We start from the raw sequence: 13,589 nt of genomic DNA on the forward strand, positions 1-13,589 counted from the left end.
TCATCCCTCCAGAGCGGCGGCGCACACCGCACGCGCGATCCGTGCCACGTCCTCGTCTCCCGTGACGTACGGCGGCATCGTGTAGACGAGGTCGCGGAACGGCCGCAGCCACACGCCCTCGCGTACGGCGGCCTGGGTCGCGGCCTTCATGTCGACGTCGTGGTCCAGCTGCACGACCCCGATGGCGCCCAGGACCCGTACGTCCCGCACGCCCGGCAGGTCACGAGCCGGCTCCAGCCCCTCTCGCAGCCCCGCCTCGATCCTTTTGACCTCCGCGAGCCAGTCCTGACCGAGCAGCAGCCCGATCGAGGCGCAGGCCACCGACGCGGCGAGCGGATTGCCCATGAAGGTGGGGCCGTGGGCCAGTACCGGTACCTCGCCCCGCGAGATGCCGTCGGCCACGCGAGGCGTGCACAGGGTCGCCGCCATCGTCATGTAGCCGCCGGTCAGCGCCTTGCCCACACACATCACGTCCGGCGTGACCGCGGCGTGCTCGGCGGCGAACAGGGCGCCCGTGCGCCCGAATCCGGTCGCGATCTCGTCGAACACCAGGAGCACGTCGTGCGCGTCGCACGCCTCGCGCAGCACCCGCAGATACGCGGGGGAGTGGAACCGCATCCCGCCCGCACCCTGCACCACTGGCTCCACGATCACCGCGGCCAGCTCGTCGGCGTGCCGCCCGATCGCCGCGCGCAGCTCGTCGGCGTACGACTCGTCGTACTCGGCCGGAGGAGCGTCCACGAACACCTGGCGAGGCAGGACCCCGGCCCACAGCTCGTGCATCCCGCCCTCGGGGTCGCACACCGACATGGGCTGCCAGGTGTCACCGTGGTAGCCGCCGCGCCAGGTCAGCAGGCGCTGCTTGCGCGTACGGCCCAGCGAGCGCCAGTACTGCAGACACATCTTCACCGCGACCTCGACCGACACCGACCCCGAGTCGGTGAGGAAGACATGCTCGAGGCCATCGGGAGACATGTCGACAAGGAGCTTCGCCAGCCGGACGGCGGGCTCGTGGGTGAGCCCGCCGAACATCACATGGCTCATCCGCCCGAGCTGCTCCCGCGCCGCGTCGTTCAGTACCGGATGGTTGTAGCCGTGGACGGCCGACCACCAGGAGGACATCCCGTCGACCAGCTCCGGGCCCTCGGCGAGCTTCAACCGCACCCCGCTCGCCGACTCCACGACGAGCGGGTCGACCCGGCCGGGCATCGGACCGTACGGATGCCACACGTGCCGCCGGTCGAGCGCCAGCAGCTCCGTCAGCGGCAGGCCGGGCAGATCAGGCATTGGGCGCGAGATCCGTTCCGGCGCCCCGGCGGCGTACGGCGACCAGATCGGTCCGCGCCTCGTTGGCTGCGGTGGCCGGGACCGCCGTACCGCAGACCCCGTCGCTCTCGTGGCTCGCGTGCGATCCGCACCCCGCGCCCTCGTGGGACCCGCAGCCCGCGGATTCATGGGCCCCGCACCCGCTCGCCGCCCGGTGCTCCGGCAGCGTCACCTCGCCCGCGCCCTCCACCTCGAACCCGGCGTCCGCGATCATCTCCAGGTCGGCCTTGCCGGCCTGGCCCTCGGTGGTGAGGTAGTCGCCGAGGAAGATCGAGTTCGCGAGGTTCAGGGCGAGGGGCTGCATGGTGCGCAGATGGACCTCGCGGCCGCCCGCGATGCGTACCTCGACGTCCGGGCAGACGAAGCGGACCATCGCCAGAATGCGCAGGCAGCGCTGCGGGGTGAGGTTCCACTCCTTGGCCAGCGGGGTGCCCTCGACCGGGATCAGGAAGTTGACCGGAACGGAGTCGGGGTCCAGCTCGCGCAGCGAGTAGACGACGTCGACCAGGTCCTCGTCGCTCTCGCCCATGCCGGCGATCAGGCCCGAACAGGCCGACAGACCGGCCGCGTGCGCCTTGGTCACGGTGTCGACCCGGTCGGCGTAGGTGTGCGTGGTCGTGATGTCGCCGTAGGTCGACTCGGACGTGTTGAGGTTGTGGTTGTAGGCGTCCGCGCCGGCCTCGCGCAGCCGCTCGGCCTGGCCGTCGGAGAGCAGACCGAGACAGGCGCACACCTCGACGCCCTCGTTCTGGTCCTTGATGGCCTTGATGGTGCCGGCGACCCGGTCCACGTCACGGTCGGTCGGGCCGCGCCCGGAGGCCACCAGACAGACCCGTTTGGCGCCCCCCGCGAGGCCGGCCGCCGCGGCCTTGGAGGCCTCGTCCGGCTTGAGCCAGGTGTACTTCAGGATGCCCGTCGAGGAGCCGAGCCGCTGCGAGCAGTAGGAGCAGTCCTCGGGGCACAGCCCGGACTTCAGGTTGACGAGATAGTTGAGTTTCACCCGCCGCCCGAACCAGTGCCGGCGCACCTTCCCGGCCGCGGCCACCACATCGAGCAGCTCGTCGTCGGACGTGGCCAGCACGGCCAGCGCCTCCTCGCGGGTCGGCAGCTCGCGCCGAAGCCCCTTGTCCACCAGCGTGTTCAGCAGGTCCATGAGAGCCGATCCTGTCGTACGGACCCGCCTCGGGCCAAGGTAGGGATCGCACAACACACCCGCTGTGACGTGTGGGTATTGCCACACCGTGGGTAGCGTTTGCTGCCGCTAGGGTCTGTCCGTTGTCTACAAAAGCCCCGGAGGACCCATGGCGTTCGGCTGGATCGACGAGCAGGCGGCGGCGCGCCGACGGGCCGGACTCGTACGGACCCTGCGGCCGCGTCCGGCCGACTCGCCGCTGCTCGATCTCGCGAGCAACGACTACCTGGGCCTGGCCCGCCATCCCGAGGTCGTCGAGGGCGCCGCGGCGGCCGCGCGGACCTGGGGCGGCGGTGCGACCGGGTCGCGACTCGTCACCGGCACGACCGAGCTGCACGGCGAACTCGAACGCGAGCTGGCCGACTTCTGCGGTTTCGAGGCGGCGCTCGTCTTCTCCTCCGGATACGCGGCGAACCTGGCCGCCGTCACCGCGCTCGCGCCGCACGGCTCGCTGATCGTCTCCGACGCGGGCAACCACGCCTCACTCATCGACGGCTGCCGGCTGGCCCGCGGCACGACCCAGGTCGTCGCGCACGCCGACCCGGACGCGGTGCGCAAGGCGCTCGGCACGCACGACGGGCCCGCCGTCGCCGTGTCCGACACGGTCTTCTCGGTGGACGGCGACGAGGCGCCCCTGGCCGGCCTCGCCAGGGCGTGTCGGGAACACGGCGCGGGCCTGGTCGTCGACGACGCCCACGGCCTGGGGGTGCTCGGCGCCGGCGGCCGCGGGGCCCCGTACGCCGCGGGACTCGCGGGCGCCGACGACGTGGTCGTCACGGTCACGCTGTCCAAGTCGCTCGGCAGCCAGGGCGGTGCCGTCCTCGGCCCCGCACGGGTCGTCGAGCACCTGGTCAACGCGGCGCGGACGTTCATCTTCGACACCGGCCTGGCCCCCGCGTCGGCGGGAGCCGCCCTCGCGGCCCTGCGGCTGCTCGGCCGTGAGCCCGAGCGGGCCGCACGCGCGCGCGAGGTGGCGACCGGACTGCACGCACGGCTGACCGCCGCGGGTCTGGAAGCGGTACGTCCGGACGCCGCGGTGGTCTCGGTGCGCGCGCCCTCCCCGGAGGAGGCCGTTCAGTGGGCGGCCGACTGCCGTGCCGCCGGGCTCTTCGTGGGCTGTTTCCGGCCCCCTTCCGTGCCCGACGGCATCTCACGGCTCAGGCTGACCGCCCGCGCGGACCTCTCCGAGGAGCAGATCGAACGCGCTGTGCGTGTGATCGGCGAAACACGACCATGAGTCGGCGTGACACGGCCGTGCTCCTGGTGGACTGAGGGTCAGAACGCGGCTGTGAAGCCCGCCCAGCTCTCGGGGGAGAAGAGCAGCGCGGGTCCGTCCGGATTCTTGGAGTCGCGTACGGCGAGCAGCCCGGCCCATGGCCCGGCCGACGGCCTCGCCGTCTCGACGCAGTTGTTCGCTCCGGTGCTGTAACTGCTGCGCAGCCAGCGCACCTCGGGCAGTTCGGTACTGGAGATGACGTTCCGAGGCAGTGCAGACATGGTGCCTCCTTACGCGCCGTCACCCATCACGGCGAGGTAATCCAACGAGTCCTCGGGCGAAAGGGCGTGGATCCGAAGGGTGTTGAAGGCCTCGGTGTAGGCCTGGAGGTCTTCTTTCCGCTCGAGGTAGAGGCTACTCGTCAAGTGGTCGAGAACAACCACATCCAGATCAGAAGTGCGCGAAAATGAGAAGATTACGAAAGGCCCGGTGATACCCACATGCGCCCCGGCCGTGAACGGCAGTACCTGCAGCCGCACTTGAGGCAGCCGCCCCGCCTCCAGGAGCCTCTTGAGCTGCCGGGCCATCACCTCGGGGCCGCCCACCTCCCGCCGCAGCACCGCCTCGTCGAGCACGGCGCTCAACTCCAGTGGCGGCTGCGCGCGGAGGATGTCCTGCCGGGCCAGCCGGACCTCGACCAGCGCGTCGAGACGTTCGTCGTCGAGGCCGTCCACCGCGGCCCGGGTCACCGCGCGGGCGTACTCGGGCGTCTGCAGCAGCCCGGGCACGACGGACGTCTCCAGCGTGCGCATCGCGCTCGCCTGTGACTCCAGACTGATGAAGTCCCGGTAGGTCGGCGGCAGGACACCGCGGTACGCGTGCCACCAGTGGTGCCGGCCACCGCTCTCGTCGGAGCCCGCCAGTACCAGCAGCAGCTCCCTCAGATTCGCGTCCGCCACGCGGTAGGCGTCGAGGAGAAACCGCACATCGGCCGGCTTCACCCCGCTGGCACCGGTCTCGATGCGGCTCACTTTCGACTGGTGCCAGCCCACTAACCGGGCCGCCTCACCGCTGGTGAGCCCCGCACTCGTGCGCAGCGCGCGCAGTTCGGCGCCCAGCTTCCGGCGGCGCACCGCGGGACCGTGCTGCATGGCGCTACTCCTTACTCCTTACGAGCCGCCCAAATACGGTCTCGCGTCGCAGAGTTCACCGCTTTGAGCGACAGATATATGCACATCTTGGTGGATCGGCACTCGTCACGGCCTCGGTGATGGCACTCTGACGAAGAACCACCAGTCCGGGACCGTACTCGAACCATCCGCACCGTGTCGGGCTTCGGTCCCGTGGGAAAGGGACGACGTCGCCATGGCAGACCACCTGGAAGCATCCGTCACCCTGCCGAGCGAACCCGCTTCGGTCTCCGCGGCCCGCACCTATGTCCTGAGCACACTGGCGGAGTGGGGGCTGCCGTCCACCACGGACGCCGCCGAGACCGTCCGGCTCATCGTCTCCGAACTCACCACCAACGCCGTACAGCACACCTTCGGGCAGTCGCCCACCTTCACGGTGGACATCGAGCTGGACCGTGACGAACACCTGCGCATCGGGGTGACCGACAGCCATCCCCGCTTCCCCAAGCGCCTCCCGGCCGCGGTCCAGCAGGACAACGGACGGGGGATGGTGATCATCCGCTGGCTCGCCGCCGAGTGCGGGGGCAAGCTGAGAGTCAGGCCCACACGGGAAGGCGGCAAGACCGTCTCCATCGAACTCCCGTGGACGGTACCGGTGCAGCCGGTCACGGCGGCGGTACAGCAGGAGCCGGGTCCACGCTGATCGTGGTCGTTCTCGCGGTGGTGTGGAAGCCGGCGGTGGCCGTGCTCGTGGACCGGACGGGGCGGTGGCTGCGCCGGCGTGGGCGGTCCGGGCCGTCGCCGGGGTCGCCGCAGGCGCGTTGACCGTTCCCGGAGTGGTGCTCCCGGCCGAGCCGCTGCTCGCGGCCCGACCATCTCGTGCTTCGCCGACGGAGGCGCCAGGTGCGGCCGTGCCGTCCTGCGCTCCTCGGCGAGTCCCGCCCGCCGGACCAGCCGGGGGAGCAGCCCCCACAGGCCCAGGCACACCGGCAGGGTCGCCGCGCCCGCGGCCACTCCGCCGACCCGGCCCGTCGTCACGTCCACCACGAGCAGCACCGACCCGGTGAACGCGAGCACCAGGACCGCCATGCCGGCCGTGCCGAGCCGGGAGGAGACCTGCACGATGAGGGCCTTGGCGCCGCGTGGGAAGAGCGAGCGGTGCAGGGCGGCGGGCGCGGTGAACAGGGCCGCCGCGAGGACCGCGAAGAGCACTGTGATGACGTACGCGGCGCGCTGGAAGGTGTCGAGGGACGGGAAGCGCTGGGTGAAGGCCAGGGTCAGCAGGAAGGCGAAGAGGACCTGCGCCCCGGTCTGGATGACGCGCCGTTCCTGGAGCAGCTCGCCGAAGTGCCCGGAGACCCGAGGGGGCGGCGGGAGGTCAGGTCGCCGCCGCCCCCTCGGGGCGTCACTTGACCCGGCCGTACCAGACGCTCTTCGTCCAGATCTTCTGCAGCCTCACCACGTCCCCGGTCTTGGGGGCGTGCCAGATCTTTCCCTTCCCGGCGTAGATGCCGACGTGGTAGACGCTCGAACCCGAGTGGAAGAACACCAGGTCGCCGGCCTTACGGCTGCCCGCGCCGATGTGGCGGGTCTTGTTGTACTGCTGAGCCGCCGTACGAGGGAGCTTCTTGCCCGCCTTCTTGAACGAGTACAGCGTGAGCCCTGAGCAGTCGAAGCGGCGGGGCCCCGTGGCGCCGTACCTGTACGGCGAGCCCTTCTTGGAAGCCGCGACCTTGAGTGCCTTCGTCGCCGGCGTCGCGGCGGCGGCGTCGGCTGCGACACCCGGGACCACGACGGAGCCGCCCACGGCGGCGATGGCGAAGGCCGAGGCCGTACCGGCCCGGACCATCAGCGACGGGACACGATTGAGCGCAGTCATGCGCAACCCTTCGTCAGCCGCCTGTGAAGGATGACCTGTCGGATTCGGGCTGACAAAGTTGCCCGGCCGCTGACGCGGCTTCACCCCAAGGGCTGCTCGGCCCGGTCATGGCGTGACCGTCCCGGCGACCCGTCGTGCCTGGGTCCTCCACTCCTGCCGATCCACTTCTGTCGACCGGTCATCCGGGCGGCGGCAGGACTCGGCGTCCGCCCGGACCGCCCCGCCGCTGCGGCGGGGGCTTGTCGTCAGACAGGGATCTTGGCGCACGCATGTCCCAAAAACCCAACGGAACCGGGGGTTTGTGTTGTTACTCACCACTCACCCGTTCGGGTGGACACCTCTTCGAACGAAGGGGTGTCGAGGGCCTCAAGAGCCCCCGGACCAGCACAGGAACTCCTCATTCCGCTTCCGTACTACGCGCGTTGCGCAACTTGAGGGGTCGTGAAAAAGGAGCCGCGCCTCCTGCAAATGGTGGTACGTCGTTTGGTCCGTTTCAAAGGCCCTCCGGACGCCCCGTCAGACCGCTGGACGCCCGGGAGCGCTGGCGGTGCGTCAATTGCCGGGTTCGGGCGGCACGGTGACCCGGGACGTGCGCCGCTCGCCGTCCAGAACCCGAAGCGCTCGTGCCAGCGTCGCGGCGTGCAGCTCGCGCTCACCCCGGCCGTGCATCAGTACGAGCGCGTCGCGCAGCTCGGCCGCCCTGCTCACCAGCGCCTGCGCCGCGCGCAGTCCGCCATAGGTGTCCTCGCGCCGGGCCGGGTTGATCCGACCCAGCAGGTCGACCACGTCGAGATAACGGTCGATCAGCTCGCCCTCGGCGCGCGTGAGCGCGGGCAGCGGTGGAAGGTCCGGCACCATCTACGGCTCACCACGCGTCCGGCGTGATGCGCGAGGACTTGCGGCTCGGGACGATCGCGTCCGCGAGGCCGTAGTCCAGGGCGCCCCGCGCGTCCAGGATCTTGTCCCGCTCGATGTCCACGCTCACCTGCTCGGGGCTGCGCCCGGTGTGCCGGACGAGCATCTCCTCCAGGCGGCCCCGCACCCGGATCAGTTCGTCGGCCTGGATGGCCAGATCGCTCGCCTGCCCCTGGACCGGCTCGCTCAGCGCGGGCTGGTGGATCACCACCCGCGCACCCGGCAGCACGGAACGCTTGCCCGGGGTGCCGGCGGCCAGCAGAACGGCCGCGGAGGAGCCGGCCTGGCCGAGGCATGTCGTCTCCACGTCGCAACTGACGTACTGCATCGTGTCGTAGATCGCCGACATCGCGCTGAACGAGCCGCCGGGGGAGTTGATGTACAGCGAGATGTCCCGGTCCGGGTCCTGGTACTCGAGGTACATGAACTGCGCCATCAGATCGTTCGCCGAGATGTCGTCGATCGGGGTCCCGAGGAAGACGATCCGCTCCTCCAGCAGCTTCGAGTACGGATCCATCGTCTTGTGCCCGGAGCTCGTTCGCTCGTGGAACTCGGGCAGGACGTAACGGGCGGTGGGTCGGGCCATGGCGTACCCCTCCTGGCGGCAGGCTGTCTGTAAAAAATGTACAGGACGTACGTGACGTTATGATGGGGGTATGGCCTACGAGATTCCGGTGACGCAAGCCAGGGCTGAACTCGCCGACCTGATCAACCGGGTGGTGTACGGCGGTGAGCGCGTGGTGGTCACACGGCATGGAAAGCCGCTGGTCGCCCTGGTCTCCGCGGCCGACCTCGAACAGCTGGAGGAGCTCCAGAAGCCCGTCGAGGAGCAGGTGGTCAGTGCGGTCTCGACCGTGCGGGAGGTCGCGTCCGCTCCCCGCGAACAGCAGCGGTTCGGTATCGCGGCGCATCACCGGGGGCCCGGCGCGTCGTAGCGACGCGGGCGCCCCCGACCAGAGGGGCCGGGGGTGCGGAAGAGCGGGTTCGGTCAGCCGACGGAGGTGAGGTCACGCTCGCCGGCAGGCACGGTGCCCTTCGCCCGCGCCTTCAGCGCGTTCCCGAGGATCACGGCGCCCAGGCCCAGCGCGGCCCACCAGGTGAGGGTCAGGACGGGGCCGGTCGCCGTCGCGCCGTCGAAGAACGACACCGAGCGCAGCAGGGTCGCGCTCGCGCCCGGCGGCAGCCACTGGCCGATCGTGCCGACGGGGTCGGGCAGCAGCTGCGGAGCCGAGGCGGCACCCGAGAACGGGTTGCCGAGGAACATCACCACAAGTGCCACCGCGCCGATCCCCGCGTATCCGACGAGGGCGGCGAGTCCCGCCACGGCCGCGCTCACCGCCAGGCTCGACAGCCCGAACGTCCCGGCCTCCGCCCACCAGTTCCCGGTCAGGACGCCGAGCCAGCTGTGGGCCAGTGCGGCCCCGACGACGCCCACCAGTGCGGCGCTGACGACCAGCGCGGTCACCGCGCGGAATCCGCGCAGCCCGTGCAGCGTCACCATGGCGCCCGCGATGATCCCGGCGAGGGCCAGCGGCAGCACGGAGCTGCTCAGGGTGGCCCCCCTCGGGTCGGACGCCGGGGTGGGGACGACGTCCACCGTCCTCACCCCGGTGCCGCTCGCGGCGGCCTGCCGGCCGACGGCCTGCTGGAGGAGCTGGGCCACGACCGGGCTCGCGGCCGATGCCGTGAGCAGCTCCGGGCCCCGCGCGGTCGCGACGACCGCGCCGTATACGGTCCGGTCCTCGATCGCCGTCCGCGCTGCCGCCTCGTCGGCGTAGTGATGGATCTCGAAGGCGCCCTCGTGCTGCCGCAGCTGTTTCTCCATCTGCGCGGTCGCGGTGGCCGGCCCGGCCACGCCGAGCGGCAGGTCGCGGGGGGCGGTGCGGGCGGCGGGCCAGGCGAAGGCCCACAGTGCCAGGGCGGCGAGCAGCGGCACGAGGACGACGACCGCGATCGTGCGACGGGTGGACATGCGGGTCCTCTCCGGGGTCCAGTGGGCCCCGTCGAAAAGAAGGATCGTTCGTTTTAGCTTCGCTTCCCACCGTCCCGCCGTTGCCGCGCCTTGTCAAGAAGGAATGTTCGTTTTAGTTTGTGGCCATGGCTCGCGTATCCCAGGCACACCTCGACGCCCGGCGTCGTCAGATCCTCGACGGCGCCGCGGTCTGCTTCGCCCGCAACGGCTTCCACGCCACGTCCATGCAGGACGTCCTGAAGGAGGCCGACCTCTCGGCCGGGGCCGTGTACCGCTACTTCAGCGGCAAGGAGGAGCTCATCGGCGCGATCGTCGGGGAGGTGCTCGGACAGGTCCACGAGGGTTTCGAGGAGGCGACCCACAGCAGCCCGCCCCCGCCTCCGGACCTCCTGGTGGCGTCCGTGCTCAGCCGCGTCCTCGCCACCAAGGAGTCCCTGACCGTGGACGGGCGGCCGGCGTTTCCCCGGCTGGTCGTCCAGGTGTGGACCGAGACCCTCCGCAACGACGAGCTCGCGGCCCTCCTGCGCGAGGGCTACGGCGCCGTGCGCGAGACCTGGACCCGGATCGTCGGGGCGTACCAGGAGGCCGGGATCATGCGGCGGGACGTGCCCCCGGAGGACGTGGCCCGCACGATGATGGCGGCCGCGATGGGCTTCCTCGCCCAGCAGGCCCTGTTCGGACCGACGCCCGCCGAGTCCCTGCGGGACGGTCTACGGGCGTTGATGAGCATGCGGGATCACGGCTTGGTTAACGTGCCTGAAACCGGATCCAACTAGCCTGCGGATCCACGCCACCAGGGACTTTGCCCCGGGGCTGCGGCAGCCGGACCCCGCACGGTCCGGAGCGAGGACTGTGAGGTGGGACGTGCAACTGACCCCGCACGAACAAGAGAGGCTGCTCATCCATGTGGCGGCCGACGTGGCCGAGAAGCGCCGGGCCCGCGGGCTCAGGCTCAACCACCCCGAGGCGGTCGCCCTCATCACGTCGCACATCCTCGAAGGCGCGCGTGACGGCCGTACCGTCGCCGAGCTCATGGCCTCCGGGCGCAAGCTGCTCACCCGGGACGACGTCATGGAGGGCATCCCCGAGATGATCCATGACGTCCAGGTCGAGGCGACCTTCCCGGACGGCACCAAACTCGTCACCGTCCACGACCCGATCGTCTGAGGGGCCCCGATGATTCCCGGAGAGATCCTCTTCGCCGAGGGGCCGATCGCCTACAACGAGGGCCGTGAGGTCACGTCGCTGACCGTCCTCAACGCCGCCGACCGTCCCGTCCAGGTCGGCTCCCACTACCACTTCGCCGAGGCCAACCCGGGCCTGGAGTTCGACCGCGGCGCCGCGCGCGGCAAGCGGCTGAACGTCGCCGCCGGCACCGCCGTGCGCTTCGAGCCCGGCATCCCGGTCGAGGTGGAACTCGTCCCGCTCACCGGTGCCCGTGTGGTGCCGGGGCTGCGCGGGGAGACCGGAGGTGCCCTCGATGCCTGAGATCTCTCGTGCCGCCTACGCCGACCTGTTCGGCCCGACCACCGGCGACCGCATCCGGCTCGCCGACACCGATCTGCTGATCGAGGTCGAGGAGGATCGTTCCGGCGGTCCCGGACTCGCCGGTGACGAGGCCGTGTTCGGCGGCGGCAAAGTCATCCGCGAGTCGATGGGCCAGTCACGTGCCACCCGTGCGGAAGGCACCCCGGACACCGTCATCACGGGCGCGGTCGTCGTCGACCACTGGGGTGTGGTGAAGGCCGACGTCGGCATTCGCGACGGCCGGATCACCGGCATCGGCAAGGCCGGCAACCCCGACACCATGGACGGGGTCCACCCGGACCTGGTGATCGGCCCGGAGACCGAGATCATCGCGGGCAACGGCCGGATCCTGACCGCCGGCGCCATCGACGCGCACGTCCACTTCATCTGTCCGCAGATCGCCGACGAGGCGCTGGCGTCCGGGGTGACGACCCTGGTCGGTGGCGGCACCGGCCCCGCCGAGGGCTCCAAGGCCACCACCGTCACCCCCGGCCCCTGGCACCTCGCCCGGATGCTGGAGGCGATGGAGCAGTACCCGCTCAACATCGGCTTCCTCGGCAAGGGCAACACCGTCTCGCACGACGCGATGCTGTCGCAGATCCGCGGGGGCGCCCTCGGCCTGAAGCTGCACGAGGACTGGGGCTCGACCCCCGCCGTCATCGACGCCTCGCTGACCGTCGCCGAGCGGACCGGCATCCAGGTCGCCATCCACACGGACACCCTCAACGAGGCCGGTTTCGTGGGGGACACGCTCGCCGCGATCGCCGGGCGGGGCATCCACGCCTACCACACCGAGGGCGCGGGCGGCGGGCACGCTCCGGACATCATGACCGTGGTCTCCCAGCCGCACGTGCTGCCCAGCTCGACCAACCCGACCCGTCCCTTCACCGTCAACACCGCCGAGGAACACCTCGACATGCTGATGGTGTGCCACCACCTCAACGCGGCGGTGCCAGAGGACCTCGCCTTCGCCGAGTCCCGCATCCGGCCCACGACCATCGGCGCCGAGGACATCCTGCACGACCTGGGCGCCATCTCGATCATCTCCTCCGACGCCCAGGCCATGGGGCGCGTGGGCGAGGTCATCATGCGGACCTGGCAGACCGCGCATGTCATGAAGCGGCGCCGGGGTGCGCTGCCCGGGGACGGACGCGCCGACAACCATCGCGTACGGCGCTATGTCGCCAAGTACACGATCAACCCCGCCGTCGCTCAGGGGCTCGCTCACGAGGTGGGTTCGGTGGAGACGGGCAAGCTGGCCGACCTGGTGCTGTGGGAGCCCGCGTTCTTCGGCGTCAAGCCGCATCTGGTGATCAAGGGCGGACAGATCGCCTACGCGCAGATGGGCGACGCGAACGCCTCGATTCCGACCCCGCAGCCGATCCTTCCCCGGCCGATGTACGGGGCGATCGGGCGGGCTCCCGCGTCCAACTCCTTCAACTTCGTGGCACCCCTCGCCATCGAGGACGGGCTGCCGGAGCGGCTCCAGCTCGGGAAGCGGTTCGTGGCCATCGAGTCGACGCGCGGGGTCACCAAGGCCGACATGCGGGAGAACGACGCGCGGCCCGACGTACGGGTCGACCCCGACAGCTTCGCCGTACACATCGACGGGGAGTTGGTGGAGGCCACGCCGGCAGCCGAACTGCCCATGGCCCAGCGTTACTTCCTCTTCTGATGTCCAGGGCTGCACTTCTGGTCCTGGCCGACGGCCGCTTCCCCGCCGGAGGGCACGCGCACTCCGGCGGGGCCGAGGCGGCGGTCAAGGCGGGGCGGATCACCGGGGCGGAGAGTCTGGAGTCCTTCTGCCGGGGACGGCTGCACACGGTGGGGCTGGTGTCGGCCGCGCTGGCCGCGGCGGCCGTGCTCGGCGCCGACCCGCGGCTGTTGGACGAGGCCGCGGACGCCCGCACCCCGTCCCCCGCACTGCGGACGGCCGCACGCAAGCTGGGCCGTCAGCTGATGCGGGCGGCCCGGGCGACCTGGCCGTCGGCCGAACTCGACTCCCTGGCAAGGGAGTTCCCCAAGGGAGCGCACCAGCCGGTGGTCCTGGGGCTGGCAGCCCGGGCGGCGGGCCTCGAGGCCGTGGACGCGGCGTACTGCGCGGTGTACGAGAGCGTGAGCGGGCCTTCGAGTGCGACGGTCCGGCTGCTGAGCCTCGATCCTTTCGACGCGACGGGCGTACTCGCCCGGTTGTCGCCAGAGCTGGACCGGGTCGCGGATCGGGCGCTGGAGGCAGCGCGGAGGGTTGCCGACGAGGGCGTCGACGCATTGCCGTCGGCGTCGGCGCCGTTGCTGGAAATCGGAGCAGAGGCGCACGCGGCATGGCCAGTACGCCTGTTCGCATCATAAGAGGGCCACCGCAACCTGCTTAGGGGCGCGGGGAACTGCGCGACCAGCCCCCACGGACCCGCACCCGACCATGACCCCCCCAG

16 protein-coding genes, 1 pseudogene and 1 riboswitch are annotated in these 13,589 nt (G+C 71.0%); of the genes and pseudogenes, 8 read left to right on the forward strand and 9 right to left on the reverse strand.

Annotation, left to right across the window (positions count from 1 at the left end):
* Entirely contained in the window at positions 1 to 1,287 is a 1,287-nt protein-coding gene (locus tag OG841_RS39305; RefSeq protein WP_328637041.1) for an adenosylmethionine--8-amino-7-oxononanoate transaminase, read from the reverse strand.
* Positions 1,280 to 2,479 (reverse strand): biotin synthase BioB, encoded by a 1,200-nt coding sequence (gene bioB / locus OG841_RS39310; RefSeq protein ID WP_328637040.1) that lies wholly within the window; start codon positions 2,477 to 2,479, stop codon positions 1,280 to 1,282. The genes OG841_RS39305 and bioB overlap by 8 nt, the downstream gene beginning before the upstream one ends.
* A gap of 148 nt (positions 2,480 to 2,627) precedes the next feature.
* Here bioB and OG841_RS39315 point away from each other — a divergent pair, with 148 nt between their 5' ends.
* Entirely contained in the window at positions 2,628 to 3,755 is a 1,128-nt protein-coding gene (locus OG841_RS39315) for an 8-amino-7-oxononanoate synthase (RefSeq protein ID WP_328637039.1), read from the forward strand.
* Positions 3,756 to 3,793: 38 nt separating this feature from the next.
* On the opposite strand, the gene OG841_RS39320 is transcribed toward OG841_RS39315, so the two are convergent.
* Both OG841_RS39320 and OG841_RS39325 read right to left on the reverse strand, forming a co-directional pair.
* Complete coding sequence (locus OG841_RS39320; RefSeq protein ID WP_328637038.1) at positions 3,794 to 4,015, reverse strand: DUF397 domain-containing protein; 222 nt, start codon at positions 4,013 to 4,015, stop codon at positions 3,794 to 3,796.
* 9 nt (positions 4,016 to 4,024) lie between these two features.
* On the reverse strand, positions 4,025 to 4,885 hold the full coding sequence (locus OG841_RS39325; RefSeq protein WP_371569092.1) for a helix-turn-helix domain-containing protein: 861 nt from the start codon (positions 4,883 to 4,885) through the stop codon (positions 4,025 to 4,027).
* A gap of 214 nt (positions 4,886 to 5,099) precedes the next feature.
* On the opposite strand from OG841_RS39325, the gene OG841_RS39330 reads away from it, so the two are divergent.
* The gene (locus OG841_RS39330; RefSeq protein ID WP_328637036.1) at positions 5,100 to 5,567 is read left to right on the forward strand and encodes an ATP-binding protein; all 468 of its coding nucleotides are present in this window, start codon (positions 5,100 to 5,102) and stop codon (positions 5,565 to 5,567) included.
* Positions 5,568 to 5,755: 188 nt separating this feature from the next.
* Here the strand turns inward: OG841_RS39330 and OG841_RS39335 are convergent.
* The 4 genes and pseudogenes from OG841_RS39335 to OG841_RS39350 form a co-directional block, all read right to left on the reverse strand.
* Positions 5,756 to 6,202: pseudogene (locus OG841_RS39335) on the reverse strand (DUF6328 family protein); the annotation flags it as partial.
* A 67-nt stretch (positions 6,203 to 6,269) separates the two neighbouring features.
* Positions 6,270 to 6,743 (reverse strand): C40 family peptidase, encoded by a 474-nt coding sequence (locus tag OG841_RS39340; RefSeq protein ID WP_326670602.1) that lies wholly within the window; start codon positions 6,741 to 6,743, stop codon positions 6,270 to 6,272.
* A 3-nt stretch (positions 6,744 to 6,746) separates the two neighbouring features.
* A riboswitch (cyclic di-AMP (ydaO/yuaA leader) is annotated at positions 6,747 to 6,926 on the reverse strand.
* Positions 6,927 to 7,295: 369 nt separating this feature from the next.
* A complete protein-coding gene (locus tag OG841_RS39345) occupies positions 7,296 to 7,601 on the reverse strand; it encodes a hypothetical protein (RefSeq protein WP_059207616.1) in 306 nt (101 codons plus the stop codon).
* 7 nt (positions 7,602 to 7,608) lie between these two features.
* Positions 7,609 to 8,244: an ATP-dependent Clp protease proteolytic subunit gene (locus tag OG841_RS39350; RefSeq protein WP_328637035.1), complete on the reverse strand. Its 636-nt coding sequence runs from the start codon at positions 8,242 to 8,244 to the stop codon at positions 7,609 to 7,611.
* Between the two features lie 70 nt (positions 8,245 to 8,314).
* Here OG841_RS39350 and OG841_RS39355 point away from each other — a divergent pair, with 70 nt between their 5' ends.
* A complete protein-coding gene (locus tag OG841_RS39355; protein WP_328637034.1) occupies positions 8,315 to 8,593 on the forward strand; it encodes a type II toxin-antitoxin system Phd/YefM family antitoxin in 279 nt (92 codons plus the stop codon).
* Between the two features lie 53 nt (positions 8,594 to 8,646).
* Here the strand turns inward: OG841_RS39355 and OG841_RS39360 are convergent, their stop codons facing one another.
* A complete protein-coding gene (locus OG841_RS39360; RefSeq protein ID WP_328637033.1) occupies positions 8,647 to 9,630 on the reverse strand; it encodes an ABC transporter permease in 984 nt (327 codons plus the stop codon).
* Positions 9,631 to 9,755: 125 nt separating this feature from the next.
* On the opposite strand from OG841_RS39360, the gene OG841_RS39365 reads away from it, so the two are divergent.
* From OG841_RS39365 to OG841_RS39385, 5 genes are all read left to right on the forward strand, one after another.
* Positions 9,756 to 10,406: a TetR/AcrR family transcriptional regulator gene (locus OG841_RS39365; RefSeq protein WP_328637032.1), complete on the forward strand. Its 651-nt coding sequence runs from the start codon at positions 9,756 to 9,758 to the stop codon at positions 10,404 to 10,406.
* An 88-nt stretch (positions 10,407 to 10,494) separates the two neighbouring features.
* Positions 10,495 to 10,797: an urease subunit gamma gene (locus OG841_RS39370; RefSeq protein ID WP_037782101.1), complete on the forward strand. Its 303-nt coding sequence runs from the start codon at positions 10,495 to 10,497 to the stop codon at positions 10,795 to 10,797.
* A gap of 9 nt (positions 10,798 to 10,806) precedes the next feature.
* Positions 10,807 to 11,118, forward strand: coding sequence for an urease subunit beta (locus tag OG841_RS39375; protein ID WP_328637031.1), 312 nt, complete (start codon positions 10,807 to 10,809; stop codon positions 11,116 to 11,118).
* Positions 11,111 to 12,832, forward strand: a complete 1,722-nt coding sequence (locus tag OG841_RS39380) for an urease subunit alpha (RefSeq protein ID WP_328637030.1) — start codon at positions 11,111 to 11,113, stop codon at positions 12,830 to 12,832. The genes OG841_RS39375 and OG841_RS39380 overlap by 8 nt, the downstream gene beginning before the upstream one ends.
* Entirely contained in the window at positions 12,832 to 13,506 is a 675-nt protein-coding gene (locus OG841_RS39385; RefSeq protein ID WP_328637029.1) for an urease accessory protein UreF, read from the forward strand. The genes OG841_RS39380 and OG841_RS39385 overlap by 1 nt, the downstream gene beginning before the upstream one ends.
* Positions 13,507 to 13,589 lie beyond the last annotated feature (83 nt).

The organism is Streptomyces canus, from assembly GCF_041435015.1.
Classification (GTDB): domain Bacteria; phylum Actinomycetota; class Actinomycetes; order Streptomycetales; family Streptomycetaceae; genus Streptomyces; species Streptomyces canus_G.